A 26,012-nucleotide genomic window follows, 5' to 3' on the forward strand; every position below is an offset into this window, starting at 1 on the left:
ACACACAAAGAATTTTAGAAAGGAAATCAAAGATGGCTGCTAAAGACGTTAAATTTGGTAATGACGCACGAGTTAAAATGCTAGAAGGTGTAAACGTTCTGGCTGACGCAGTAAAAGTAACACTGGGTCCTAAAGGACGTAATGTCGTTCTAGACAAATCTTTTGGTGCACCGACTATCACGAAAGATGGTGTATCAGTAGCGCGTGAAATTGAACTGGAAGATAAATTCCAGAACATGGGCGCACAAATGGTTAAAGAAGTTGCGTCTAAAGCAAACGACGCGGCAGGTGACGGTACAACAACAGCAACAGTACTAGCACAATCTATCGTAAACGAAGGTCTAAAAGCAGTCGCAGCGGGTATGAACCCAATGGACCTTAAGCGTGGTATCGACAAAGCAGTAGCTGCAGCAGTAGAGCAACTAAAAGAGCTTTCTGTTGAATGTAACGACACGAAAGCGATCGCACAGGTTGGTACTATCTCTGCAAACTCAGACGCAAGCGTAGGTAACATCATTGCTGAAGCAATGGAGCGTGTGGGCCGTGATGGCGTTATCACTGTTGAAGAAGGTCAGGCGCTACAAGATGAGCTAGACGTAGTAGAAGGTATGCAGTTCGACCGCGGTTACCTATCTCCTTACTTCATCAACAACCAAGAATCAGGCAGTGTTGAACTAGAAAACCCATTCATCCTGCTAGTTGATAAGAAGATCTCAAACATTCGTGAACTTCTTCCAACGCTAGAAGCTGTAGCGAAAGCGTCTCGTCCACTGCTTATCATCGCAGAAGATGTAGAAGGCGAAGCGCTAGCAACATTGGTTGTCAACAACATGCGTGGCATCGTGAAAGTTGCAGCAGTGAAAGCACCTGGCTTCGGTGACCGTCGTAAAGCAATGCTACAAGACATCGCTATCCTAACTGGCGGTACTGTGATTTCTGAAGAAATCGGTCTAGAGCTTGAAAAAGTAGCACTAGAAGATCTAGGTCAAGCGAAGCGTGTTTCTATCACGAAAGAAAACACGACTATCATCGATGGTATCGGTGAAGAAGAGATGATCTCTGGCCGCGTAGCTCAAATTCGTCAACAAATCGAAGACGCAACTTCAGACTACGACAAAGAGAAACTACAAGAGCGCGTAGCGAAACTGGCTGGCGGTGTTGCAGTAATCAAAGTTGGTGCAGCAACTGAAGTTGAAATGAAAGAGAAGAAAGACCGTGTAGAAGATGCGCTAGCCGCAACTCGTGCAGCGGTTGAAGAAGGTGTTGTTGCTGGTGGTGGTGTTGCACTTATCCGCGCGGCATCTAAGATTGCTCACCTAACGGGTGACAACGAAGAGCAAAACGTTGGTATCCGCGTTGCACTACGTGCAATGGAAGCGCCAATCCGTCAAATCACGAAGAACGCAGGTGAGGAAGACTCAGTGGTTGCGAACAACGTGAAAGCGGGTGAAGGCTCTTACGGTTACAACGCGGCAACAGGCGAATACGGCGACATGCTAGAAATGGGTATCCTAGACCCAACTAAAGTTACTCGTTCTGCGCTACAGTTCGCAGCATCGGTTGCGGGTCTGATGATCACGACTGAAGCAATGGTTACTGACCTACCGCAAAAAGACGCACCAGCGATGCCTGACATGGGTGGCATGGGCGGTATGGGCGGCATGATGTAAGCCAGCTTATCTCTTTGCTCTAAGGGAATCCTTATAGCGGAAAGATAACCGACCAAACCTTTAAAAGTCGAGGCATTTGCCTCGACTTTTTTATGCGCGTTATCCGAGAAATATAGCATTCTGATGTGGCTTCGATTGTGAGAGGCGAGTTCAAGAAATGTCAGTGGAAAAACATGAAAATAGAAGCAATAAAATTTTTTCTTTTGAGTCAGATGGTTAAATCTGACCTACCGCTAACACTTTTTGAACGTGGATAGCGCAAAATCTGAACATTACACTATGTTGTAAATTGTTGCTTCCCATCATGGAGATGAAAATGAAAAAGCTTATGACGTCATTGGCGGTTGCAGCCGCTATCGCATCACCAGTTGCTCTTGCTGACAGTACACCTGTGATGTTCTCTACTATCGACAACACAAACGCACCTTCTAACTCGTCAGTTGGTGGTGTTCGTTTAGCCGTGTTGCATGGACAGGTGAATGAGGTTAAAGGTGTCGACTTTTCACTGCTTGGTATGTCAGAAACGGATCGTACGACAGGTGTGAACTTCGGTCTGTTTTTTGGTGCAGCAAAGGTAAACCAAGAAATGAAAGGTGCGTCTTTAGGCTTAGTTAACTGGAACCAAGGTCAGACGACGGGTGTTAACTTGGGTGCTGTCAACATTACGAACAATGTAAAAGGCTTGAACTGGAGCGCGGTGAACTATTCTGAAGGCTACACCATGGCGGATGTGGGCTTAGCGAGTATCTCTAAAAAGTCTAACTTCCAGTTTGGCTTCTTCAACATGACCGATCAAATTGATGGCGTACAAATTGGTCTTTTGAACTGTGCGGATAACGGTTTCTTCAAGTGTTTCCCACTCATCAACTTCGCTAAATAATCCCTGAGCAAGTCAGAATCTTTAGATACCGAAAGCCCTCGATATTCGTCGAGGGCTTTTTAATTACTGATGGGGTGAAGCGAGTTATCGGCGCGTTAACTATTTAATTAAGCGGGATGAGGTTTTGCGTTGTTGAATTCTTTGGTGAACCCCTCGGCGCAATGCTTTGATGTGGTTTTCTGCTTTATCCACGCCCAGCAACACCGTTAAAGCCAGTAGGGTAATGACCACCGACTGCGTTAAATAACCCAAACCGATCATCAACCCTAATCCTGCCAGTACCCAAATAACCGCTGCGGATGTTACGCCGTGGATTTTTCCATCGAGTGTCATCATCACCCCTGCCCCCAAGAAGCCGACGCCAGTAATAATCTGACCAAGCACGCGTGCTTGATCGAGTGTATTTGGCGATAACGATACTGCCATCGACATAAACAGGTAAGTGCCTGAAATAATAAGAATTGCCGTGCGAATGCCAACAGGTTTACCACGAGTTTGGCGTTCGATACCGATCATTAGCCCATTAATGGCACAGCATAGTAGGGCAGGCCAGCTGAATGGGCCAAGATCGAAAATTTGTTCGAGTGCTGTATGCATCTTGACCTCCAAAAGAGCGGAGTATGCATAGACTTACCGTGCAAAGCGAACAAAAAGGAACGGTCGTGACGACAAATTTAATTGAGCGTCAGGACCTATTCTAAATGCAAATCCAACGGCGTTTTACTTGGCCTGCCACCAATTTCTCGTGTCAGTTTTGGTACCAGATAACCCGATACACGTGTGATGAGTCCGCGCATAATGGCTTTTGCTTCTTCGTCCGAAATAAAGTAGTGCGCCGCGCCTTGCACCTTATCAAGAACGTGGAGGTAATAAGGCAAGATACCCGCGTCAAATAAGGCTTCACTTAACGCCACTTGAGCTTCTACCGAATCATTCACACCTTTCAGTAGAACGCCTTGGTTTAGAAGCGTAACGCCCGCTCTTTTGAGCTTGAACATCTGTTCAGCAAATTCGTCATTGATTTCGTTGGCATGGTTGATGTGAGTCACAAGGATGATTTGCAACCTTGATGCTTGCAGCAGTTGGCATAGTTCATCAGTGACTCGAGCGGGAATCACCACAGGTAAACGGCTATGAATACGCAGACGTTTGATGTGAGGTATGTGAGCAATATGCTCTAAGAGCCAATGAATTTCATCGTCTTTTGCCATTAATGGATCACCACCTGAGAAGATGACTTCGTTCAACTCTGGTTGCTGCGCCATGTACTCTAAGCACTTTGTCCATGCCTGCTTGCCGCTTTTATTTTCTTGATATGGGAAGTGACGACGAAAACAGTAACGGCAATTTACCGCGCAGCCACCTTTGACGATCATTAAGGCGCGGTTGCGATACTTGTGTAGCAGACCAGGGACTTCATTATCCTGCTCTTCTAACGGATCGTTGGAATAGCCCGGATGTACTTCAAATTCATCACTTAATGGTAAAACCTGACGTAAAAGAGGGTCTTTAGGGTTGCCTTTCTCCATCCTATCGACAAAACTTTGCGGTACACGCTGTGCAAACAGCTTGCGCGCGGCAAACCCGTCTTGCCACGGTGAAGGATCTATTTCCAGTATTTCGAGCAATTTTGCAGGATCAGAGATCCCATTCGCCAACTGTTTGAGCCAGTTTTGCTCAACAGATTCGACTTTTCGGGTTATTATGTGCGGCATTGAATTTAGCTCTAAGAATGTAAGAGGAAAAAATGGCTACAGTTAGCACCAATGAATTTAAAGGCGGTCTTAAGTTAATGCTTGATAACGAGCCTTGTGTAATTCTGGAAAACGAATACGTTAAACCAGGTAAAGGCCAAGCGTTCAACCGCGTTAAAATTCGTAAACTTCTTTCTGGTAAAGTGCTAGAGAAAACATTCAAGTCTGGTGACACTTGTGAAGTGGCAGACGTAATGGATATCGACCTAGATTATCTATATTCAGACGGCGAATTCTACCACTTTATGAACAGTGAAACGTTTGAACAGATCGCAGCAGACGCAAAAGCGGTAGGTGACAACGCTAAGTGGTTGGTAGAAAACAACACTTGTATGATCACTCTTTGGAACGGTAACCCAATTACTGTTACTCCACCAAACTTCGTTGAGCTAGAAGTGGTAGACACAGATCCAGGCCTGAAAGGTGATACTCAAGGTACTGGCGGTAAACCAGCTACGCTATCAACTGGCGCTGTTGTTCGTGTTCCTCTGTTCATCTCAATTGGTGAAGTGATTCGCGTTGATACTCGTACGGCTGAATACGTAGGCCGTGTGAAGTAAGCACTTTAGATTGATTGTTTGAAAGGTCGCTTCGGCGGCCTTTTTTATTGCCTGTGATTCTCTCTTGAATGTCCCTGCATAGAAAATCGATATCCTCCGCAAATTTTCGATGATTTTGTATTATTCGTAAAAATCTTATTTATTTCATGAATCTGTCGATTATTCCTTAATGTAACATTTTGATACATTAGTTCTTGTTGTTGAGTTGCATAGCAATCTGATTTTTATCGATTTAACTCAGTAACAATCCAAAAAGGAGAACAAAATGGAAAGCAGAGGTTTAGGAAGGGGTTTAAAGGTGGAAGAAAGACGTCAGTTACTACACAAAGGATTGAAAGCTGCGGTGTTTGGCGTACCGCTGTTGGCAATAGGCTTAACGATTAATAGCTCTGTGCTGATGACCGATGCAGGTTACAGCTACGTGCATCAGAACAATATCACTGGTGAGTTGGATGTGTTTACTGAACCTGGCATTCATTTTCGCATGCCATTTCTGTCCAAAATCACCAAGTATGACCAAGTGATCACTGTGTCATTCGGTAACAGCAAGGGCGAAGATTTTTATCAACGTCTTGATGCGATTCAGGTTCGGTTTGCCGACACCTACATTGGTCAGATCCCCGTAACATTCCGCTTTAAGCTCAGTAATGACCCTGAAGCGGTGAAGAAGATGCACAAAGAGTTCCGTAACAACAGTAACTTGATTGATGCGCTGCTTGTAAAGAACGCACGTAACGTGACGGTGATTACTGCTACCCAATACACGGGTGAAGAGTTTTTCCAAGGTGGTTTGAACCAGTTCAAATCGAAACTTGGCGATCAGTTGCGAGAGGGGATTTATCTAACAGAGCGACGTCAGGTTGAAGTGGAAGAGTTGGATCTTGCGCCTGTTGGGGCGAATCAGGCCAATGCGAACCAACTACAGCGCACCAATCAACTGGTTTGGAAAACGGTGCCAGTTGTAGATAAAACCGGGCAACCAATTCGTCAAGACAACCCGTTACAACAATACGGCATTCAAGTGACGCAGGTGACCATTGGTGATCCACAGCCAGAAAAGCAATTGGATCAGCTATTAGCGGATAAAAAGCGTTTAGTGGCGGATCGTATTCGCGCGATTCAGGAACAAGAAACGTCGAAAGCACAGGCGGAGACCGAGCAGTTACGCAAAGAGATTCAACGAACACGTGAAGTGCAAGACGCTCAGCGTGGTAAAGAACTCGCTATTATTGCTCAGCAAAAAGAAGTGGAAGTTGCACGTCAGATTGCAGAGCGTGAAATCGTTGAAGTGGAAAAAACCAAACGACTTGCTGAAGTCGAGAAGGAGAAAGAGCTAGCTATCGCAGAGGCTAACTTAGCCATTCAAAAGGCGAACGCACTTTCTGCTGAGTTTGAAGCGAAAGCGATATTAGCGAAAGGTCGTGCAGAATCTGAGGTCCTAAAAGCGAAGTACTCGGCGTTAGGGGCAAACCGTGAAGTTTATTTGGCAGAGTTGAATCGAGACGTAGCGAACTCGTTGTACAACAACTTGCAAAACTTCCAAGTTCAGATGCCACAAAACTACATTGGTGGTAGCGAAGAAACGGGCTTGAAAACAAACCTAGATGTGATTACTGGCTTTGGTGCCCTGGGTCTTATGGACCAAACGAAGAAGGTCATACAGCAATAAGATCATGGGTGGTCAAAAGCTTAAAAAGCAAAAAGATCATGGGTAACCCAAAGCAATAAAAAAGCTGGCATAGAGCCAGCTTTTTCTTTTTTAGTCAGTATCTTAAATCATGAAGATAAAGATAACGGCTAGTGCAGTAATGAGGCCTGCAAATGCATAGCATGCAATTTTACCTATCACACCAGTGTGGAATTTAAGGTCGTGCATGCCGTGGTGTACACGGTGCATCGCATGCCACATTGGTAGAGCTAGGGTGCCAATGATGAATAGCGCACCGATGATACTGGTTGCGAATTCGGAGACACGCTCGTAGCTCATCGCTTCAGCATCAATCACGCCTAGTGGGACCAAGATACCTAGCACCAATACCGTGATTGGCGTGATCATCGCGAACCAAGTACCGCCAGCACCAAATAGACCCCACCAGATTGGCTCATCAGAACGTTTTGGTGATGTGTTTACACTATAATTCGGTTTCATGCTCAGCTCCTTACACCACGATGAGAACGATCAGTGAGATGAACGCAACCGCGGCCCACTGAGTCAATACGATGATTTTCTTGTCCACTAGTTTGCCTTTCAAACGAATTGGCATTACTTGTGGCATCATGCTGAAGAAAGTTTGAGCGTGGAATAGGCTACCTAGTAGTGCAACGATGTTGATTGCGACTACGATTGGGTTTGCCATAAAATCCAACCAACCTTGCCATGCTTCAGGGCCTTTCACTAAGCAACCTAAACCGAAAGTTAGGAGCAGAGTGAATAGGATCAAAGGCAGCACAGTCGCTTCACGTAGCATGTAGAAGCGGTAGAAAGGATGGTTCTTCCACCAAGTGCGTTTTACTTCACGAACGTAAGGTTTACGATTGCTCATCCTTATGCCTCCACTTTCTTTGGTGAACCATCAGGTTTCAACATAGCAATCACGAAGTCCATAGAAGACTCCACTTTGCCTTGGTTTACTGCCGCTGCTGGGTCAACGTTCTTCGGACAAACTTCAGAACAGTAACCAACAAACGTACAACCCCAAGCACCGTTTTCACCGTTGATAAGCTTCATGCGCTCATCTTTACCGTTGTCACGGCTGTCTAGGTTGTAGCGGTGCGCTAGCGTTAGTGCCGCAGGACCGATGAACTCAGGGTTCAGACCAAACTGAGGACACGCCGCGTAGCACAGACCGCAGTTGATACAACCAGCGAACTGCTTGTATTTCGCCATTTGCTCTGGCGTTTGCAAGTTCGTACCGTCTTCTGGTTTACGGTCGTTACCAATGATGTATGGTTTGATCGCTTCAAGACGTTCGATGAACGGTGTCATATCAACAATCAAGTCTTTCTCGATTGGGAAGTTCGCTAGAGGCTCGATAGTCACACCGTCTGGGTAATCACGTAGGAAGCTCTTACAAGCAAGTTTCGGTACGTTGTTCACCATGATGCCGCAAGAACCACAGATCGCCATACGGCAAGACCAACGGTAAGACAGATCTTTGTCTAGGTGATCTTTAATGTAGCCCAGTGCGTCAAGCACAGACATGGTTTCATCGAATGGCACTTCGAATGTTTGCTTGTATGGTTCTGCATCTTTTTCTGGGTCATAACGCAGAATGTCTACTTTTTGAATGCGATTTGCTGACATTATGCTTGCTCCTCTGCGTTCTTCTCTTCAGCTGCGGCTTTTTCTGCTGCTTCACCGTATAGACGAGCTTTTGGTTGTGACTTAGTGATAGTCACATTGCTGTAATCGATACTTGGCGCTGAATCTGGTTTGTAGAAAGCAAGTGAGTGTTTTAGGAAGTTCACGTCATCACGTTCTGTACAACCGTCGTCTAGACGTTGGTGCGCACCGCGAGATTCTTTACGTAGAATCGCAGAGTGAACCATCGCTTCTGCGACTTCTAGGCCGTAACCCACTTCGATTGCGTACAGAAGATCAGTGTTAAACACTTTGCCTTTGTCTTTAATGCTGATGCGTTTGTAGCGTTCTTTTAGTTCGGTGATCTTGTTAATGGTTTCTTGCATCAAATCTTCTTGACGGTAGATACCACAACCCGCTTCCATGGTATGACCCATTTCCGTGCGGATGTTTGCCCAGTTCTCATCACCTTCTTGGTTCATCAGTTTGGCGATGCGCTCTTCAACTGCTTTCACTTGAGCATCGATTGCAGACTCGTTCCAACCTTTGAATTCTTCAGCGCGTTTCACTGCGTTTTCACCCGCTACGCGACCAAATACCACGAACTCAGCCAGTGAGTTAGAACCTAGACGGTTTGCACCGTGAAGACCAACAGACGCACATTCACCAACCGCGAATAGACCTTTAATGCGAGTTTCACAGCCGCCGTTTGTCTCGATACCACCCATGGTGTAGTGAACCGTTGGACGAATTGGAATTGGCTCTTTTGCAGGGTCTACGTTCACGTAAGCTTTTGCTAGCTCACAGATGAACGGTAGACGCTCTTGTAGGTACTCTTCACCTAGGTGGCGAAGATCAAGGTGTACCACGTCACCCAGTGGGTGTTTGATGGTGTTGCCTTTCTGTTGTTCGTGCCAGAAAGCTTGAGAAACTTTGTCACGAGGACCCAGTTCCATGTATTTGTTCTTCGGTTGGCCAACTGGAGTTTCAGGGCCCATGCCGTAATCTTGTAGGTAACGGTAGCCGTTCTTGTTAACGATGATACCGCCTTCACCACGACAACCTTCCGTCATCAGGATACCTGTGCCAGGAAGACCGGTTGGGTGGTATTGAACGAATTCCATATCACGTAGAGGAACGCCGTGACGGTAAGCCATTGCCATACCATCGCCCGTTACGATACCGCCGTTGGTATTACAGTGGTAAACGCGGCCCGCGCCACCTGTTGCTAGAACAACAGATTTTGCTTTGATAGTAACAAGCTCGCCTTCAGACATGTGAATAGCAATCAGACCTTGAACTTCGCCTTCATCAACAAGCAGATCCACCACAAAGTACTCATCAAAGCGTTTGATGTTGCTGTACTTCATGGATGTCTGGAATAGCGTATGAAGCATGTGGAAGCCAGTTTTATCTGCAGCGAACCAAGTACGTTCAACCTTCATACCACCAAAGCGGCGTACGTTGACTTCACCGTTCTCTTTACGACTCCATGGGCAACCCCATTGCTCCATTTGGATCATTTCGCGAGTCGCGTTCTCTACAAAGTATTCAACAACGTCCTGTTCACATAGCCAGTCACCACCGCCAACAGTGTCGTTGAAGTGGTTGTCTAAGCTATCTTCATCCTTGATAACTGCTGCTGAGCCACCCTCTGCAGCGACCGTGTGGGAGCGCATTGGATAAACTTTAGAAATCAGAGCGACTTCTAAGTCTGGGTTTGCTTCAGCCGCTGCAATAGCAGTACGAAGACCAGCGCCGCCTGCGCCGATGACTGCGATATCTGTGGTGATAATTTGCACAGTTATCCTCCAGTGTGTGATTGCGGAAATCCGCTTGTTATTGTCATTACGAGGCGCTCTTTAAAAAGAACTCCCCAAAAGTAGTAGGGTTAGTGTAGATGAGCCACATGGCAGAAAAATTGATGTAATTGGGTTTTTGCTTCGGTAATGCACTTAAGGGCATAGAATTTATAGGTTATGTGACTGCTATCACGGCATCGAGGTTTTGGCCCTCAAGCATTAACATTAGGGATGTTAAACCTGTGTTGCGTGACATTAACCGCATGGATAATAGGATTTTAACTGAGTGTTTTTTGTGCTGCGGCACGAGTAATACTTGCCTCAAATAGGCGAGCACGTTAGTAAAAAGAAGAAGGGATATTCCTCTCTTCTTGAAGAGTAAAAAGCATGTAGAATGAGACTTTCCTCGCTGAATTAAAGTTTGAGAGACTTGTTATGCAAACCAACTGGCAACCTACTGCTTCCATTGACCAACTTCGTCAACGTGCGACGTTAATCGCGTCGATTCGCCAATTCTTCGCTGATCGACAGGTGATGGAAGTCGACACGCCAGCCATGAGTCACGCAACCGTGACCGACATTCATTTGCATACTTTCCAAACCGAGTTTGTTGGCCCGGGTTACGCCGATGGTAGCAAGCTGTTCTTTATGACCAGCCCTGAATTCCACATGAAGCGCCTGCTGGCGGCTGGCAGCGGTTGTATTTATCAAATCAACAAAGCATTTCGTAACGAAGAAAATGGTCGTTACCACAATCCAGAATTCACGATGTTGGAGTGGTATCGCGTTGGCTTTGACCATCATAAATTGATGGATGAAATGGATGATCTGTTGCAACTGGTATTGAAGTGTGGTGCAGCGCAGCGCATGACGTATCAACAAGCCTTCATTGATGTGTTGGGTGTGTGTCCACTAGAAGGCTCGATGACGGAGCTGAAAACAGCGGCAAGCAAGCTGGGTTTGAGTGACATTGCAGAGCCTGAAGAAGATCGCGATACGTTACTGCAATTGCTATTTAGCGTGGGAGTCGAACACAAAATTGGTCAGGATGTGCCTGCTTTCGTGTACGACTTCCCGGCATCACAGGCGGCGCTTGCGAAAATCAATCCTCAAGACCATCGTGTTGCGGATCGCTTTGAGGTGTATTTTAAGGGAATTGAGCTGGCAAATGGGTTCCATGAACTCGATAACCCGAAAGAGCAACTGGCGCGTTTTGAACAAGATAACGCGAAGCGTCTCGACATAGGTTTAAAACCGCAGCCAATCGACTATCATTTGATCTCCGCATTGGAGGCAGGGTTGCCAGATTGTGCGGGTGTTGCGTTAGGCATCGATCGTTTGATCATGCTAGCGCTCGGCTGTGACCACATTGATCAAGTGACGGCTTTTCCATTCCCAATCGCATAAGGATATTCAATGAACTTGGCTGCTGCACGTTTGGTCATTCTCAGCTACGCAATACTGATCGCTTACTTATCGTTGAGCTCGGGAGAGTTGCAAGATTGGGGCAACATTGCGTATCTTGATAAAATGCAGCACGCCATGGCGTACAGCGGATTTGCGTTTTTAGGTTGCTTTTGCGTGTGGCGTTGGCGTCAACGTTGGGCGGTGGCGATTGGTATCTTATTATTTAGTGCTGCCATCGAATGGCTACAAGGGTATGTCGGAAGACAAACTTCTTGGTTAGACCTTGTCGCCAACTCAACGGGTATTCTAACTGGTCTGTTATGTCACCGTATTTGGAGCCTCTATCGACCTAGGTTGGTGAAGTCGCTATACTCGATTCGTTAATGAAGAGGGAACACGATAACAATGAAAACGCGCGACAAAATCGTCTACGCGGCACTGGAGTTGTTCAACCAACATGGTGAACGCAACATCACCACCAATCACATTGCCGATCACATCGAAATTAGCCCAGGTAATCTGTATTACCACTTCCGTAATAAGCAAGAAATCGTTCGTGAGATCTTTGCGCTTTATTCAGCAGAACTTTTAGAAAGATTTACCCCTATTCAAGGCTCACAAGAAAGCCTGACTATGCTGAAGAGCTACCTAGACTCCATCTTTACGCTAATGTGGAAATACCGCTTTTTCTACGCGAATCTACCTGAGATCTTGTCACGAGATGAGCAGTTACATGAGCAGTACATCGATGTGCAAGAAAAGCTGCAAGCGAACCTCATTGCGATCATGCAAGAGTTTGTATCGCTAAAGCTGCTTAATGTTGATCAACAGCAGTTGAAGTCACTGGTGTGTACGTTGCATTTGATTGCGTGTAGCTGGTTGGCATATCAATCTGCAATGGCTTCGAAAACCAGCATCACTGAGCAAATGGTGAAGCAAGGGATGTTGCAGATGCTTAATGTCGTTAAGCCATTAGCAACTGAGCAGGGGTTAGAGCAGCTACTGTTATTGGAAGATGCGGTCAGCAATCTACACAGTTAAACGCCAAACTGCTTAATATTTCGAGAGTCACTCTCATTTTCGAGTCGTGGCTCGAGTTGACTTGTCAAATATGCCACGCACAATAGTCCTCATACCGTTCAGCCCTCTCTGGGATATGACTCTCGATAAAGGAACTATCGCTCCATGAATTACGACATTTTTAATGGCGATGCTGATGGCATCATTGCGCTTCTACAATTACGCTTGGCTGATCCTATCGAGGCTCAGTTAATTACTGGTGTAAAGCGCGACATCAAGCTGGTGGAAAAAGTAGACGTGCAAGCGGGTGATGAGCTAACGGTGTTAGATATTTCGATGGAAAAGAACATGGTAGGCCTAGAGCAAGCATTGTCTCAAGGCGCGCACGTGTTTTACGCCGATCACCATAAGGCGGGTGATATTCCTCAGCATGGCAACTTGGATGCGCACATCGATCTCGATGCCAACATGTGTACGGCGTTGATTGTCGATCAATTGCTAAATGGACGTTTTCACACATGGGCGATTACGGCGGCTTATGGCGATAACATGATCGCGAAAGCAGATGAATTGGCTGACAAGGCAGGCTTGTCACACGATCAGAAAGCGCAGCTTAAAGAGCTGGGCACTTTGATTAATTACAACGGTTACGGTTCGAAAGTGGATGACTTACATTTCCATCCAGCGGATTTATACCAAGCCTTGCTGAAGTACACGTCGCCATTTGATGTAATTGAAGATAAAACTTCGCCTTACTACCAACTGCAGTCTGCTTACCAACAAGATATGGATGCCGCTCTGGCAGTACCTGCCACGCATGAGAGCGGTAAGCTAAAGCTGTTCGAGCTACCAAACACGGCCGCATCACGTCGAATCAGCGGTGTGTATGGCAACTGGCTGGCAAATCAAAACCCAGATTCTGCTCATGCAGTACTCACCGAAAATGCAGATGGCACTTACACGGTCTCTCTACGTGCCCCGTTGAACAACAAACAAGGCGCCGTTGCCGTGTGTGGGCAGTTTCCAACTGGTGGCGGCCGAGAAGCGGCGGCAGGCATCAACACATTAAGCAAAGATGATGTAAGTGCTTTTATTGATGCGGTTGAAACGTACTACGCATAATACTTTCCTAAATCTGAATACAACAAAGGAGCCAATCGGCTCCTTTGTTTTTACCGCGAGTAATCAGTCTAATAATCAGCGCTTCAACCAAGATTTCGGGTTTTGCGCTTCACTGTTGCGGCGAATTTCGAAGTAGAGTGATGCGCGATCTTGCCCGCCAGTATCACCCGCAAGAGCGATCACTTCGCCAGCGGTCACTCGATCGCCTTCTTTTTTCGTCAACGCTTGGTTGTAGCCGTAGAGCGTCATGTCGCCTTTGCCGTGGTCAAGCAATACCACTAAGCCATACCCGCGTAAATACTCCGCAAATACGACAGTGCCTGGGTAAACGGCTTTCACTTGTTGACCATAGTTGGCCGCAAGCACCATGCCTTTCCAGTTTACTTGCCCGGTTTGGCGAGTACCGAAGTTGTGTAATACACGACCTTTGAGTGGCCATGGCAGTTTACCGCGCTGTTTGCCCAGTCCGTCCATTGGCACGGCATTACGCTTAGCCGCTTTGGCGATCTCGGCTTTTAGGCGTGTTTCGTTGCGCTGCAGTTCAGCAAGGTAGCGTTTATCGTTCTTGATACTGCTCTGAATTTTATTCAGGGTTTGCTTACGTTTGGATTGTGTACTTGCCAGCGCCGTACGTTTCTCAGATTGCTGTTTGAGTAACGTCTCGATTTGCTCTTTTTCTAGCTCAAGCTGGTTTTTGTTGTGTGCCAATTCTTGAGTGGTTTTGGTGATTGCATCAATCACTTCCGCACGCGCTTTGGCTAAGTGCTGGAAGTATTGACTCATGCGGTCTTCTTCCACACCTTGATTCAACAAGTGACCATTGGCTTTCGCTCGTTCGGTCACGTAATACGTTTGCAGCAACTGTTTGAGCTCTTCCTCTTGCTCTTGGCGCTGCGCTTCTTGCAAGGCAATTTTCTCTTCTAGCTTGTCTATGTTTTTGTCTGCTTGTGCCAGCTCAGATTTGGTTTGTCTTATTTCGCGCTCAAGTTTAGAAATGCCAAGTTCTTGCTCTTTGAGCGATTTTTGTAGCTCATTGAGTTGCTTTTCTTGGGAAGAGAGAGATTTGCGTTGACGGCTTATCTCACTTGATACGCCTTTGAGCTCTTGTTGACTAGCGGCAGAAGAGGCGAGGGGGTATGTGGCAGATAAAGCACAAGTTAATAAAATAGCCGAGCGTAGAACAGGGTGATTTTGTTTTCGCACTTGAGATTTACCTACCACGTTGTTGTCAAAAGGTTTGTTGACGATTAAATACCATCTCCATGGATAAAGCTTTGTGATTTACCATTAAAGCCTTGATCCATATCGAGAGAAGGTTTGTCCGTTTTTGGACGACCGACGATTTTCGCAGGAACCCCCGCCACAGTTGTGTGTGGTGGTACTGCTTGCAATACCACAGAGCAAGAACCGATTTTCGCGCCTTCGCCCACTTCGATATTGCCAAGAATTTTTGCACCTGCACCAATCATCACACCTTCACGGATTTTCGGGTGACGATCGCCGCACTCTTTACCCGTACCGCCTAAGGTAACGTCTTGTAGAATTGAGACGTCATTATCGATAACTGCAGTTTCACCGATGACGATCCCCGTTGCGTGGTCGAGCATTATGCCGCTACCAATGCGTGCTGCCGGGTGAATGTCTACCTGACACGCAACCGAAATTTGGTTTTGCAGGTAGGTGGCCAGTGCATGGCGCCCTTGCTTCCATAGCCAGTTTGCCACGCGGTAGCCTTGCAGAGCGTGGTAGCCCTTTAAGTACAGCAGCGGCATAGAGTACATCGAAACTGCAGGGTCGCGATTAACCGTGGCACAAATGTCACAAGCGGCACAATCGGTAATGGTTGGGTCAGCAGAGAACGCTTCTTCTACCACTTCACGTACTGCCATTGCTGGCATCGATGCCGTGTTTAACTTGTTTGCCAAAATGTAGCTGAGCGCGGCACAGAAACTTTCATGCTTGATGATGGTGGCATGGTAAAAGCTGGCCAGCATTGGCTCTTGCTCTGACATTTCGCGGGCTTCTGAGACAATTCTGTTCCAGACTTTTTGTTTTTCGCAGTGTTTCATTCTCAATATCCTGAGTGGTTCTTCCGTGACCCGACAACTTCTATTCTTCTCAGATGAGGTGCGAAGGGGCGTAGAGTGCTACTTTCCTTCGGCTTTTTTGTCACGAGCAAGTAAATCTTGCGCTGCCAGGCGTGCATCCTTCCCTTGATACAATACTTGATAAATTTGATCAACAATTGGCATCTCAACACCCATGCGTTGAGAGAGCATCCATACTTCTTTCGTGTTGCGGTAGCCTTCTACGACTTGGCCAATTTCTTCTTGTGCCGTGTCGACGTCTTTACCTTGACCTAGCGCTAAACCAAAGCGGCGGTTGCGTGATTGATTGTCGGTACACGTTAGGACAAGGTCGCCCAAACCAGCCATACCCATGAAGGTTTCTGGTTTTGCACCAAGCGCAGCACCAAGACGACTCATTTCGGCCAAACCACGAGTAATCAATGCAGTACGCGCGTTGGCTCCAAAACCGATGCCGTCAGACATACCCGCACCAATTGCGATAACGTTTTTCACCGCACCGCCCAATTGCATGCCGATAAAGTCACTATTGGCGTACACGCGGAAGGTTTTGCTGCAGTGGATTTTTTCTTGTAGGTCAGCGACAAATTCAGCATCTGGAGAAGCAACTGAAATTGCAGTAGGCATGCCCATCGCGAGCTCTTTGGCGAACGTTGGGCCAGACAATACAGCCAGTGAGTAGTTTTCACCGATAATGTCATAAGCGACGTCTTTCAGCAGACGACCCGTTTCTGGCTCAAGACCTTTGGTTGCCCAGCAGATACGAGAGTCTTCACGTAAGAAAGGCTTACAGCTGTTCAGTACGATGCCAAAAACATGGCTTGGAACCACAACCAATAAATCTCGGCTTGCTTGTACGGCTTTTTCTAAATCCGATTCAATGATCAAGCTTTCAGGGAAATCAACACCAGGTAAGAAAGCGTGGTTCGCGCGATCCGCTTCTAAACGTGCCATGTGCTCAGGCTCGTGTCCCCAAAGGACTACGTTCGCGCCGTTACGAGCGAGTGAGATCGCCAGAGAGGTACCGTATGAACCTGCGCCAATCACCGTCATTGCGATGTCTTTACCGTAAGCATTGTTTGTATTTGCTTGTGTCATGCTACCGCCTAATTGTCTTTCTACTAGTAGAATCTAGTTCCTAATCGTCAAATTTTACGCCTTCTGGCGATTAGGAACTAGGAACTTTTGTCAGAAATAAAAAATGCACATTGCATCGGATGGTAGACGCTCTGTGCATTTTATTAGAGTCGGTGACGTCAGCACTCAGGCTATTCGTCACTTACAAAACGTGAATTACGCTTCAGCTTCGCCTTGTTGAGCTTGCTGTTGTAGGTAGTTCATGAATAGCGCGTCGAAGTTAACTGGCGCTAGGTTCAGCTGAGGGAACGTACCTTTAACCACTAGGCTTGAGATAGTTTCACGAGCGTATGGGAATAGGATGTTCGGGCAGAATGCGCCTAGGCAATGTGCAAGTTGGCCTGCTTCCATTTGCTCAGCAGTGAAGATACCACCTTGTTGAACTTCACATAGGAACGCTGTTTCTTCTTCGTTCTTCACAGTTACAGTTAGACGTAGAACCACTTCGTAAACGCCTTCACCAAGCTCACGGCTTTGAGTGTCTAGGTCTAGTTTAACGTCTGGGTTCCATTCTTTTTGGAAGATTACTGGAGAGTTTGGCGCTTCGAAAGAAACGTCTTTTAGGAAGATGCGTTGAATTGCGAAGTTTTGTTGTGCTTCTTGAGGTGCTGCTTCAGCCATTTTTTAATCCTTAAATAAATATTTGTAGAGCCTAGAAACGTCTAAACTCAGAAAACTGGTATGTCCCGAGACTAACTGAGCCAATCTACCTTGACTAGATGAAGCGTGTATTACGTGCAAAGCGTCACAACTTAATGCTTCAACTGCTTTCAATTTGCTCAGTTTATTATCCACGAAGCTTGGCAAAAACACGCTGGAATGCGTACCTTATCTTTTGCCTCTGCCCCGTTATCGAAGCTGCCGGGTATTACTTTTTACCACGAACTAAAGGCAGGTTCGCTTCGTTCCATGCAATCAAGCCGTTCTTCAGTAGGCTTACTTTTTCAAAGCCTGCTTTTACTAATAGGTTCGCGCTTTCTTGAGCGTTTTGCCCTGTCTTGCATACCACAATGATTGGGTCTGATTTGTGGTTTTCAAGGCTACCAAAGTTACCCGCTTTGATATCTGACGGTAAAATGTGAAGTGAGTCGGTGATATGACCTTTTTTGAACTCGTCCTTTGTGCGGATATCCACTACAACGCCGTTTTCACGGTTCATAAGATGAGTCAGTTGGTTTACGTTGATTTCTTTGTATGCGGCCGTCGCTGACTTCACGATGTTCATGATAAAGGCGACAAGAAGACCTACCCAAACCAAAGATAGAATCATGTTCTGTTGGAAAAATTCAATGTACTCTTGCATGTCTTGAGCTCTTACGCTGTTGGCGGAAAAATAAAGCAGGAGTATAGCGGGGTTAAGCCTCTTAGGCGAGAGGGTTAAAATTTTCTAACGAATAATTGAGATCTCTATAAACCCTTTATGTTATTGCCATCCGTGCATTGAACTATGGTAGCTTGATTGTTTTTGCCTATTGGATTTATCGACTTAAGTGACTTTTGTTTTACCGAAAAAAGCGAACAATAGGTACTAACCAATCTTGTTCGATAATGCGTTAAATAAGCGCTGTTTCAGGTGCAAAAAGTAAGAAAACCGAACATAGACTGGGGTGTACAAAGCGTATTAGGAATGACTATGCTTGTGGAACACGTTTGTCGGCACTGACTCGTTGTTCGCTTAACTTGTAAGATAGCAACAATAAATCGCAAACATTATTTGATCTTAACCTACAGTTTTGGTTAAAAAGTGTAGTAAAATTACGCTAGTTTTGTTTCAAGGTTAGATAGGGCAGCGAGGCCCTACGCCAAAAGTTACTTAAATTTGATGAGGTCATCACTATGTCAGCTAAGAAGCCACTGGCTCTAGTTATCCTTGACGGTTACGGTTACCGTGAAGACACAGCAAGTAACGCAATTGCGAATGCGAAAACACCAGTAATGGATGCTCTGATTGCGAATAACCCACACACTCTAATCTCTGCTTCAGGCATGGATGTTGGCCTTCCTGATGGTCAAATGGGTAACTCAGAAGTTGGTCACACTAACATTGGCGCAGGTCGCGTTGTATACCAAGATCTAACTCGTATCACTAAATCGATCGCTGACGGTGAGTTCGCTGAAACACCAGCGCTTGTTGAAGCAGTTGATGCTGCTGTTAAAGCAGAGAAAGCGGTACACATCATGGGTCTGATGTCTCCAGGTGGCGTACACTCTCATGAAGACCATATCTACGCAGCGGTTGAAATGGCAGCGGCTCGTGGCGCTGAGAAAATCTACCTACACTGTTTCCTAGACGGTCGTGACACGCCACCACGTAGTGCTGAAAACTCGCTACAACGTTTCCAAGATCTATTCGCGAAACTAGGTAAAGGTCGTGTTGCTTCTCTAGTAGGTCGCTACTACGCTATGGACCGTGACAACAACTGGGATCGCGTTCAAGTGGCTTACGATCTTCTGACTCAAGCGAAAGCTGAGTTTACAGCAGAAACCGCCGTTGCTGGTCTAGAAGCCGCTTACGCTCGTGAAGAGAACGATGAGTTCGTGAAAGCGACAGCAATTAAAGCGGAAGGCGAAGAAGACGCAATCATGCAAGACGGTGATGCGGTTATCTTCATGAACTACCGTGCTGACCGTGCTCGTCAAATCACTCGCGCATTCGTGCCTGACTTTGATGGTTTTGAGCGTGCGGTATTCCCGGCAGTTAACTTCGTTATGTTGACTCAATACGCGGCAGATATCCCTCTAGCAATCGCATTCCCACCAGCGTCTCTAGAAAACACGTACGGTGAGTGGCTGTCTAAGCAAGGTCAAACTCAGCTACGTATCTCTGAAACAGAGAAATACGCACACGTGACTTTCTTCTTCAACGGCGGTGTTGAAAACGAATTTGAAGGCGAAGAGCGCCAGCTTGTTGCTTCTCCAAAAGTAGCCACTTACGACCTTCAGCCAGAAATGAGCTCCCCTGAGCTTACAGAGAAACTGGTTGCGGCGATCAAGTCTGGTAAGTTCGACACTATCATCTGTAACTACCCGAACGCAGATATGGTTGGTCACACTGGCGTTTACGAAGCAGCTGAGAAAGCAATCGAAGCGCTAGATGAAAGTGTTGGCAAAGTAGTTGAAGCAATCAAAGAAGTTGGCGGTCAGCTACTGATCACTGCGGACCACGGTAACGCAGAAATGATGGTTGACCCAGAAACGGGTGGTACTCACACAGCGCACACTAACCTACCGGTTCCTCTTATTTACGTAGGTGATAAAGCGGTTGAGTTCAAAGAAGGCGGCAAACTGTCTGACCTTGCACCAACCATGCTTTCTCTAGCAGGTCTAGAAATCCCAGCAGAAATGACGGGTGAAGTGCTAGTTAAATAATTAACTAACTGCTCAGAATGACAAAAGCCCGAGTTTAAACTCGGGCTTTTTTGTATCTGGCAACAAGGGCTGGTCTGTAAGGTTATTGAACCAAAATGCCAGCACCAATCACAGCTAGGGCTGCGCCCAACCATGCAAATCGGTTTGGTCGGCGTTTAGTGTAAATCCAGAGTAGCGGTAGCAACATAATTGGCGTGGTTGAAGATAGCAGTGCAACCATACCTACATTTCCTTCTTGCAGTGCGTATAAGATCAGCGTCATGCCGACGGCCATCGCCAAGAAACCGTTAAGCGCAGTAATACCAAATATTCGCCAAGTAATGTGTTGTGTCGAGCGAGCGATTTTGACCCCCAGAACTAACAACATGCTGTGGGCGAAAAATGCACTGATCATTCGAATAGCAGAAGCCGCAACGGGGTCAATGCTGGTTTGCATTACTGGCTTGGCGATGATGCCGCCCAATGCTTGGCACATTGCTGCGGTTAAGCCAAGTCCAATGCCCACCCAGATGTTACCTTTAATGTCTTCCAAGACGTTATTCACTTGGCCTCTTCGACCAAAGAATATCGCCATCACCACGCCGCTAAATACCAATGATGAGCCCAGTAGTTCTATTGTGGTCATGACTTCACTAAATAAGAAGTAGCCCAAAATGGCCGAGAATACCGCATGGCAGGAAAACAGTAGTCCGGCTTGTCTTGGTCCCATACGATTCAAGCACGCAAACAGAGCGGTATCACCGATGAAAATTCCAATCAGACCCGACGCCATCATTGGCGTTACATGTTCCCAAGAAACCGTTAACCAGCCGCCAGTTATCCAGGCCATTGTTGATAAGATCACGGCCGTACAGCCCATGCGCCAGCGGCTGTAAGAAAAAGCGCCTAGGTGTTGTGCAGGAATGACAGAAATAAGGCTAGAAACTGCCCACAAAAAAGCGGCACATAAAGCAAGCCATTCGTAACCCATGATGTGTCGACGTCCTTGTAGAGTAGAGGAATCTTAATATGCACGAAATTTAATGGATGTAAAAGCTGCTCTGTGAGGGCAATAGCTGGCGAACAGCTCCATGACAACAAGCTCTGTCACGGAGCTTATCGATTAAAACAGCACCAGAACTGCGCCATACACGATAAATAGACCAATCAAACCAAGAATCAGCCCCACTTTCGCCATGTCTTTGCTCTCGATTAGACCTGTTGAATAAGCCAAAGAGTTTGGTGGCGTGGAAACCGGTAAGATCATGCCAAGTGATGCGGAGAATGCGACGACAACCAGTAAACCTTGTAGGCCACCAACCGCAATAAGGCTTGGCATGGATGTACCAATAGCGGCAGCAATAGGCATTAATAAGTTTGCCGTTGCGGTATTAGACATAAAGTTCGCCATTAACCAACATACGACCGATAGGGCAAAGACAACGGCAAATGGTGATAGTAAGCTGTAATCAATGGCGTGTGCTAATGCTTCGGCTAAGCCTGTTTTGTCTAAGGCAATACCAATTGCGATACCACCGGCAACCAGCCATAAAACATCCCAGTTAATCAGCTTGAGTTCTTCTTTTCCCATAATGCCCGTTAACGTGAACACCGCCAGCGGGATAATCGCAACAACATACGTGTTCATGCCGTGCACTTTTGTCGTCATCCAAAGCACAATGGTTAGTGCAAAAGTGATGTAGACGACGATCGCGCGCCAGCTCTTTTTGAACGTACCATCCAGTTTTAGTTTCATTTCTGGTTCGCTGGACGGAAACAGCTTCTGCAACAAAAACCAAGCAACAGTGAGTTGTATCAGCACAAATGGTAGGCCCATTGTCATCCAGGATAGGAAGTCTATGGCGTTTTCTCCGGTGAGGTATTGGAGCGCTATTGCGTTAGGTGGCGTGCCTATCGGAGTTGCAATGCCGCCAGTATTCGCGGCAATTGGAATGCACAGCACCAGCGCTTTAATCCCTAGATCCCCTTTAGGTGCAGAAGCGACGATTGGACCGAGCAGCGCCAACATCATGACCGTCGTGGCAGTGTTGGACATGAACATTGAAAAAACGGCGGTAATGAGCATCAAACCCAGCATGATGAACTTAGGTTGTGTGCCGAATGGTTTTAGTAGTACTCGGGCGAGATTGTTGTCGAGTTCGTATTTGGAAGCCGCGATGGCGAGGGCAAACCCACCCATAAAAAGAATAATGATCGGTGAAGAGAAGGCAGAGAAAATATCAGTGTAAGCAATTAACTCTCCTAAATCATGCCCCGCTGGTGGATTGCGAAATAGATGCAAACCTTTATCCGATATCATGATCAGTTCAAGAGCGATAATAAGAATGGACGTAGCAAAAACGGGGACCGGCTCAAGAACCCAAAGTAGGGCAGCAAGAAGAAAAATAGCTAACAGGCGATGCTGAATTAAAGTAAGATCATCAATAGGAATAGCATCAATCGGCATCATCAAAACACCGAGCGGAATTAAAAAGCACACCAGCAATTTCGCCAGCGTGTTTACACTCATCTTTGGCATTGGCTGCCCCTCTAAATATTCATCCTAAGCGCAGGATAATTGATTGTGGAATGAAGGTCTTAGAGGCAGGTATGAGTTTGAGAAATAGAGGCTAAATTTTGAACGGAATTTTGCTTTTTATCAATAAAAAGAGCCCTTGAGAAAGGGCTCTTTTAACGGGGTTTTGTTTATTTTTTCAAGGCGTAAGGTGTGCCCATTACGGTTGGCTTACCGTTTTCCATGCTTGCGTCAAACTCAATCGCGTCTTTGGCAAACAGGTTAATAACAGTAGAGCCCAGTTTGAAGCGGCCCATCTCTTCGCCTTTTTTCAAGATCACGGCCTTGTCACCCTCAGCTGGGTAATCCCATTTGTAGACAGTATTGCCACGAGGCGGAGTGATCGTGCCAGCCCATACTTGCTCAATGCTACCTACGATGGTTGCGCCAACAAGCACTTGTGCCATAGGACCAAACTCAGTGTCAAAGATACACACCACACGCTCGTTACGTGCGAATAGATTTGGAACGTTTTCTGCCGTAAGTGGGTTTACCGAGAACAGGTCACCAGGCACGTAAATCATTTGGCGCAGTGTGCCGTCACACGGCATGTGTACACGATGGTAATCGCGCGGAGACAGGTACAGCGTGGCAAAAGATCCATCTTTAAATTCGTTTGCTAAATTCGCGTCACCGCCCAGCAGTTCTTGCGCTGAGAAGTGATGACCTTTTGCTTGGATAAGTTGACCATCTTCAATAGGGCCAAATTGGCTAACACAAGCGTCGGCTGGGTGAGTGATGACGTTTTCGCCTTCAGAAATTGGGCGTGCGCCCTCTTTTAGCTCACGAACGAAAAACTCGTTGAACGTTTTAAAATGCTTAGGATCTGAGTGCTTCGCCTCATCCATGTTCACATTGTATTGTTTGATAAACCAACGAATAACTGCTGTTGTTAGACCGCCAGCTTTTGCTGAAGCCAGTTTACCCATTAGGCGAGTGAGGCCGTGTTGTGGGATCCAGTACTGCAGTCCAACTTTAAACTTGTCCATCTTTAATTCCGATACTTCTGTTAGATTCGCGCTTTAGGGCGCGTGATGTTACTGAAATTTAATTTGCTTGTCAGTATTAGGTGAAGACTTTTTACACAGTTACAGTCTTAACTTAATTACAGATCGGCTTTCTTATTGCGTGAATACTGACGGTTTGCTTTGTTTTCAACCATGCTTTCCAAAATGCGATGGTAGTTTTCAAAGCGAGTTTCGTTGATTTCCCCTTTCTCAACAGCTTCACGTAGAAGGCAGCCAGGGTCGTCATTGTGCTTACAATCTCTGAACTTACAACCGCCTAAGTATGGTCGGAATTCAACGAATGCTTTCGTTACTTCTTCTGCTTCCAAATGCCAAAGCCCAAATTCACGCACTCCAGGCGAGTCGATCAAGTCGCCACCCGTCGGAATATGATACAAGCGCGCTGCTGTCGTGGTGTGTTGGCCTAAACCTGAGTTCTCGGAAACTTCGCCTTCTTCAACTTCGCTCTCTAGTTCCGGCATTAACGCGTTGACTAAGCTGGATTTCCCTACGCCTGATTGACCAACAAAGATATTAATTCGGTCACGCAGCAGAGTTTCTAGTTCAGCAATGCCTTCTCCAGATTTCTTGCTGACCAGAAGCACTTTATAGCCAATGCGTTCATATTCTTTGAGCCATTCTTCATACATTGCACGATCATCGGCTTCTAGAAGATCGACTTTGTTTAAGACCAGCAATGGTGCGATATTCAGTGTTTCTGATGCTACGAGGTAACGGTCAATAATATTCAGTGATAGCTCGGGCAGTACCGAGGAGACAATGACCATTTGATCAATATTGGCAGCTACGGGCTTTAGGCCATCGTAGTAATCTGGACGAGTGAGCACTGAAGAACGAGGTTCTACCGCTTCAACAACGCCAGAAATGCCAGCCATAGACTCCAAGCCTTCGCGCCATAAAACTCGATCGCCAGATACTAAAGATTCGATACCACGGCGAAGGTTACAGCGTTGAATCTCGCCTGTTTCAAGGTCTTCAATATCCGCGTGCTGGCCAAAACGAGTGATCACGAGACCTTGTTTGCTTGCGCCTAGCATGTTTTCATCCCACTGGATGGACTCTTCTTGCTTTTTTAAACGCTTTTGTTGGTTGCTGCGTACGCGTCGCACTTGACCTTTGGTTAACTTTTTCTTCTTTGCCACAATTCTGTACTTTATGTGAATTTACTCAAATGGTTGAGCCGTGATCTTGGCTCTGCGTGAGTATCGTGTTTCCCGTATTTTGAGGTATAGTACCTCTTTTATCGATAAACAAATAGGCGGCGTAACCATGTCCTTTAGCGATCAAAACCTAATTTGGGTTGATTTAGAGATGACAGGGCTTGATCCTGAAACGCACAAAATCATTGAAATTGCTTCTATTGTCACGGATAGCGAACTAAATATTTTAGCTGAAGGTCCAGTATTAGCGATTCATCAGCCGGAAGAAGAGCTAGCGAAAATGGACGATTGGTGCACCAATACGCATACGGCAAGCGGCTTGGTGGAACGCGTTCGCAACAGTAAAATCTCAGAACAAGATGCGGTCGCACAAACCATTGAATTCTTAGAAAAATGGGTGCCGAAAGGGGCGTCGCCAATATGTGGTAACAGCATTGGGCAGGATCGTCGCTTCTTGTACAAACACATGCCGGAGTTAGAAGAGTTCTTTCATTACCGATATGTTGACGTCAGCACTCTTAAAGAATTGGCGCGTCGTTGGCAACCTGAAGTATTAAATGGGTTCACAAAACAGGGAACACATTTGGCCTTGGACGACATTCGCGAGTCGATTGCAGAACTTAAGTACTATCGTGGTACTATTTTCAAGATTTAACTGTTAAGGTTGCGATCCAAATTGTTGTAATTTATATCGCTTTTGATTGCTTTTTCATCGTTCAGTAAAAAAATAAAGTTTTTTTGAAGGAAGGACTTGCATCACAAAAAAATGCTCTTATAATTCTCAGCCCTAAACAGCGGAAACGTTGTTGATGCGACACTAGCTCAGTTGGTAGAGCGCAACCTTGCCAAGGTTGAGGTCACGAGTTCGAACCTCGTGTGTCGCTCCAGTTTCATAGTTCTCACGGTACTTAACGGTGACACAATACGGACGCGGGGTGGAGCAGCTTGGTAGCTCGTCGGGCTCATAACCCGAAGGTCGTCGGTTCAAATCCGGCCCCCGCAACCAAATTCTATCAATAGCGATTGCTGTTGATATGCGACACTAGCTCAGTTGGTAGAGCGCAACCTTGCCAAGGTTGAGGTCACGAGTTCGAACCTCGTGTGTCGCTCCAGTTTCATAGTTCTCACGGTACTTAACGGTGACACAATACGGACGCGGGG

The 26,012-nt window shown here is 46.3% G+C and carries 25 protein-coding genes and 3 tRNA genes; 13 read left to right on the forward strand and 15 right to left on the reverse strand.

Features of this window, described 5'->3' with window-relative positions; genetic code table 11:
* The first annotated feature begins 32 nt into the window (after positions 1-32).
* Both groL and L3V30_RS18825 read left to right on the forward strand, forming a co-directional pair.
* Positions 33-1,670 (forward strand): chaperonin GroEL, encoded by a 1,638-nt coding sequence (gene groL / locus L3V30_RS18820; RefSeq protein ID WP_237309530.1) that lies wholly within the window; start codon positions 33-35, stop codon positions 1,668-1,670.
* A gap of 316 nt (positions 1,671-1,986) precedes the next feature.
* Positions 1,987-2,550, forward strand: coding sequence for a hypothetical protein (locus tag L3V30_RS18825; protein WP_005395435.1), 564 nt, complete (start codon positions 1,987-1,989; stop codon positions 2,548-2,550).
* 99 nt (positions 2,551-2,649) lie between these two features.
* Here the strand turns inward: L3V30_RS18825 and L3V30_RS18830 are convergent, their stop codons facing one another.
* Together L3V30_RS18830 and epmB are read right to left on the reverse strand one after the other, a co-directional pair.
* Positions 2,650-3,147, reverse strand: coding sequence for an MgtC/SapB family protein (locus L3V30_RS18830; RefSeq protein ID WP_005395427.1), 498 nt, complete (start codon positions 3,145-3,147; stop codon positions 2,650-2,652).
* 95 nt (positions 3,148-3,242) lie between these two features.
* The gene (gene epmB / locus L3V30_RS18835; protein WP_005381502.1) at positions 3,243-4,265 is read right to left on the reverse strand and encodes an EF-P beta-lysylation protein EpmB; all 1,023 of its coding nucleotides are present in this window, start codon (positions 4,263-4,265) and stop codon (positions 3,243-3,245) included.
* A 32-nt stretch (positions 4,266-4,297) separates the two neighbouring features.
* Between epmB and efp the strand changes: the two genes are divergently transcribed.
* Positions 4,298-4,864: an elongation factor P gene (gene efp / locus L3V30_RS18840; RefSeq protein ID WP_005395425.1), complete on the forward strand. Its 567-nt coding sequence runs from the start codon at positions 4,298-4,300 to the stop codon at positions 4,862-4,864.
* Positions 4,865-5,129: 265 nt separating this feature from the next.
* Complete coding sequence (locus tag L3V30_RS18845) at positions 5,130-6,533, forward strand: SPFH domain-containing protein (RefSeq protein WP_005395423.1); 1,404 nt, start codon at positions 5,130-5,132, stop codon at positions 6,531-6,533.
* A gap of 102 nt (positions 6,534-6,635) precedes the next feature.
* Here L3V30_RS18845 and frdD read toward each other — a convergent pair whose 3' ends face one another.
* Genes frdD through frdA form a run of 4 tightly spaced genes read right to left on the reverse strand, consistent with a single transcriptional unit; the run spans position 6,636 to position 9,967 of the window.
* Positions 6,636-7,013 carry a fumarate reductase subunit FrdD gene (gene frdD, locus L3V30_RS18850; RefSeq protein ID WP_005395421.1) on the reverse strand — a complete coding sequence of 126 codons (378 nt, stop codon included), beginning with the start codon at positions 7,011-7,013 and terminating at the stop codon, positions 6,636-6,638.
* A gap of 10 nt (positions 7,014-7,023) precedes the next feature.
* Positions 7,024-7,407, reverse strand: coding sequence for a fumarate reductase subunit FrdC (gene frdC, locus L3V30_RS18855; protein ID WP_237309531.1), 384 nt, complete (start codon positions 7,405-7,407; stop codon positions 7,024-7,026).
* Positions 7,408-7,409: 2 nt separating this feature from the next.
* A complete protein-coding gene (locus L3V30_RS18860; RefSeq protein ID WP_005381489.1) occupies positions 7,410-8,168 on the reverse strand; it encodes a succinate dehydrogenase/fumarate reductase iron-sulfur subunit in 759 nt (252 codons plus the stop codon).
* Positions 8,168-9,967 (reverse strand): fumarate reductase (quinol) flavoprotein subunit, encoded by a 1,800-nt coding sequence (gene frdA / locus L3V30_RS18865; protein WP_047010259.1) that lies wholly within the window; start codon positions 9,965-9,967, stop codon positions 8,168-8,170. Before frdA ends, L3V30_RS18860 begins: the two co-directional genes overlap by 1 nt.
* A 435-nt stretch (positions 9,968-10,402) precedes the next feature.
* Here frdA and epmA point away from each other — a divergent pair, with 435 nt between their 5' ends.
* The 4 genes from epmA to L3V30_RS18885 all read left to right on the forward strand — a co-directional run bounded on the left by epmA (position 10,403) and on the right by L3V30_RS18885 (position 13,516).
* Positions 10,403-11,374: an elongation factor P--(R)-beta-lysine ligase gene (epmA, locus tag L3V30_RS18870; RefSeq protein ID WP_237309532.1), complete on the forward strand. Its 972-nt coding sequence runs from the start codon at positions 10,403-10,405 to the stop codon at positions 11,372-11,374.
* Between the two features lie 9 nt (positions 11,375-11,383).
* Complete coding sequence (locus tag L3V30_RS18875; RefSeq protein ID WP_237309533.1) at positions 11,384-11,758, forward strand: VanZ family protein; 375 nt, start codon at positions 11,384-11,386, stop codon at positions 11,756-11,758.
* Between the two features lie 21 nt (positions 11,759-11,779).
* Positions 11,780-12,415 (forward strand): TetR/AcrR family transcriptional regulator, encoded by a 636-nt coding sequence (locus L3V30_RS18880; protein ID WP_005395413.1) that lies wholly within the window; start codon positions 11,780-11,782, stop codon positions 12,413-12,415.
* A gap of 144 nt (positions 12,416-12,559) precedes the next feature.
* Positions 12,560-13,516: a DHH family phosphoesterase gene (locus L3V30_RS18885; protein WP_237309534.1), complete on the forward strand. Its 957-nt coding sequence runs from the start codon at positions 12,560-12,562 to the stop codon at positions 13,514-13,516.
* Positions 13,517-13,591: 75 nt separating this feature from the next.
* Here L3V30_RS18885 and L3V30_RS18890 read toward each other — a convergent pair whose 3' ends face one another.
* From L3V30_RS18890 to L3V30_RS18910, 5 genes are all read right to left on the reverse strand, one after another.
* A complete protein-coding gene (locus L3V30_RS18890) occupies positions 13,592-14,737 on the reverse strand; it encodes a murein hydrolase activator EnvC (protein ID WP_048626686.1) in 1,146 nt (381 codons plus the stop codon).
* Positions 14,738-14,763: 26 nt separating this feature from the next.
* The gene (gene cysE, locus L3V30_RS18895) at positions 14,764-15,585 is read right to left on the reverse strand and encodes a serine O-acetyltransferase (RefSeq protein ID WP_005395410.1); all 822 of its coding nucleotides are present in this window, start codon (positions 15,583-15,585) and stop codon (positions 14,764-14,766) included.
* 78 nt (positions 15,586-15,663) lie between these two features.
* The gene (gene gpsA, locus L3V30_RS18900) at positions 15,664-16,701 is read right to left on the reverse strand and encodes an NAD(P)H-dependent glycerol-3-phosphate dehydrogenase (RefSeq protein ID WP_006743122.1); all 1,038 of its coding nucleotides are present in this window, start codon (positions 16,699-16,701) and stop codon (positions 15,664-15,666) included.
* A 195-nt stretch (positions 16,702-16,896) separates the two neighbouring features.
* Positions 16,897-17,361: a protein-export chaperone SecB gene (gene secB, locus L3V30_RS18905; protein WP_005395400.1), complete on the reverse strand. Its 465-nt coding sequence runs from the start codon at positions 17,359-17,361 to the stop codon at positions 16,897-16,899.
* Between the two features lie 247 nt (positions 17,362-17,608).
* On the reverse strand, positions 17,609-18,043 hold the full coding sequence (locus L3V30_RS18910) for a rhodanese-like domain-containing protein (RefSeq protein WP_005395399.1): 435 nt from the start codon (positions 18,041-18,043) through the stop codon (positions 17,609-17,611).
* A gap of 533 nt (positions 18,044-18,576) precedes the next feature.
* Between L3V30_RS18910 and gpmM the strand changes: the two genes are divergently transcribed.
* On the forward strand, positions 18,577-20,109 hold the full coding sequence (gene gpmM, locus L3V30_RS18915; RefSeq protein WP_005395398.1) for a 2,3-bisphosphoglycerate-independent phosphoglycerate mutase: 1,533 nt from the start codon (positions 18,577-18,579) through the stop codon (positions 20,107-20,109).
* An 82-nt stretch (positions 20,110-20,191) separates the two neighbouring features.
* Here gpmM and L3V30_RS18920 read toward each other — a convergent pair whose 3' ends face one another.
* From L3V30_RS18920 to rsgA, 4 genes are all read right to left on the reverse strand, one after another.
* Entirely contained in the window at positions 20,192-21,079 is an 888-nt protein-coding gene (locus L3V30_RS18920; protein WP_237309536.1) for a DMT family transporter, read from the reverse strand.
* Between the two features lie 132 nt (positions 21,080-21,211).
* Positions 21,212-22,627 (reverse strand): SLC13 family permease, encoded by a 1,416-nt coding sequence (locus L3V30_RS18925; protein WP_012841332.1) that lies wholly within the window; start codon positions 22,625-22,627, stop codon positions 21,212-21,214.
* 167 nt (positions 22,628-22,794) lie between these two features.
* Positions 22,795-23,652 carry an archaetidylserine decarboxylase gene (gene asd, locus L3V30_RS18930; RefSeq protein ID WP_005395389.1) on the reverse strand — a complete coding sequence of 286 codons (858 nt, stop codon included), beginning with the start codon at positions 23,650-23,652 and terminating at the stop codon, positions 22,795-22,797.
* 116 nt (positions 23,653-23,768) lie between these two features.
* Positions 23,769-24,833, reverse strand: coding sequence for a small ribosomal subunit biogenesis GTPase RsgA (gene rsgA, locus L3V30_RS18935; protein ID WP_005395388.1), 1,065 nt, complete (start codon positions 24,831-24,833; stop codon positions 23,769-23,771).
* A 127-nt stretch (positions 24,834-24,960) separates the two neighbouring features.
* Here rsgA and orn point away from each other — a divergent pair, with 127 nt between their 5' ends.
* The 4 genes from orn to L3V30_RS18955 all read left to right on the forward strand — a co-directional run bounded on the left by orn (position 24,961) and on the right by L3V30_RS18955 (position 25,963).
* Positions 24,961-25,506, forward strand: coding sequence for an oligoribonuclease (orn, locus tag L3V30_RS18940; RefSeq protein ID WP_005395387.1), 546 nt, complete (start codon positions 24,961-24,963; stop codon positions 25,504-25,506).
* 156 nt (positions 25,507-25,662) lie between these two features.
* Positions 25,663-25,738, forward strand: a tRNA-Gly gene (locus tag L3V30_RS18945).
* Positions 25,739-25,780: 42 nt separating this feature from the next.
* A tRNA-Met gene (locus L3V30_RS18950) sits at positions 25,781-25,857 on the forward strand.
* A 30-nt stretch (positions 25,858-25,887) separates the two neighbouring features.
* Positions 25,888-25,963, forward strand: a tRNA-Gly gene (locus tag L3V30_RS18955).
* Positions 25,964-26,012: the final 49 nt, after the last annotated feature.

This window comes from Vibrio sp. A1-1, assembly GCF_021728175.1.
GTDB classification, from domain to species: domain Bacteria; phylum Pseudomonadota; class Gammaproteobacteria; order Enterobacterales; family Vibrionaceae; genus Vibrio; species Vibrio diabolicus.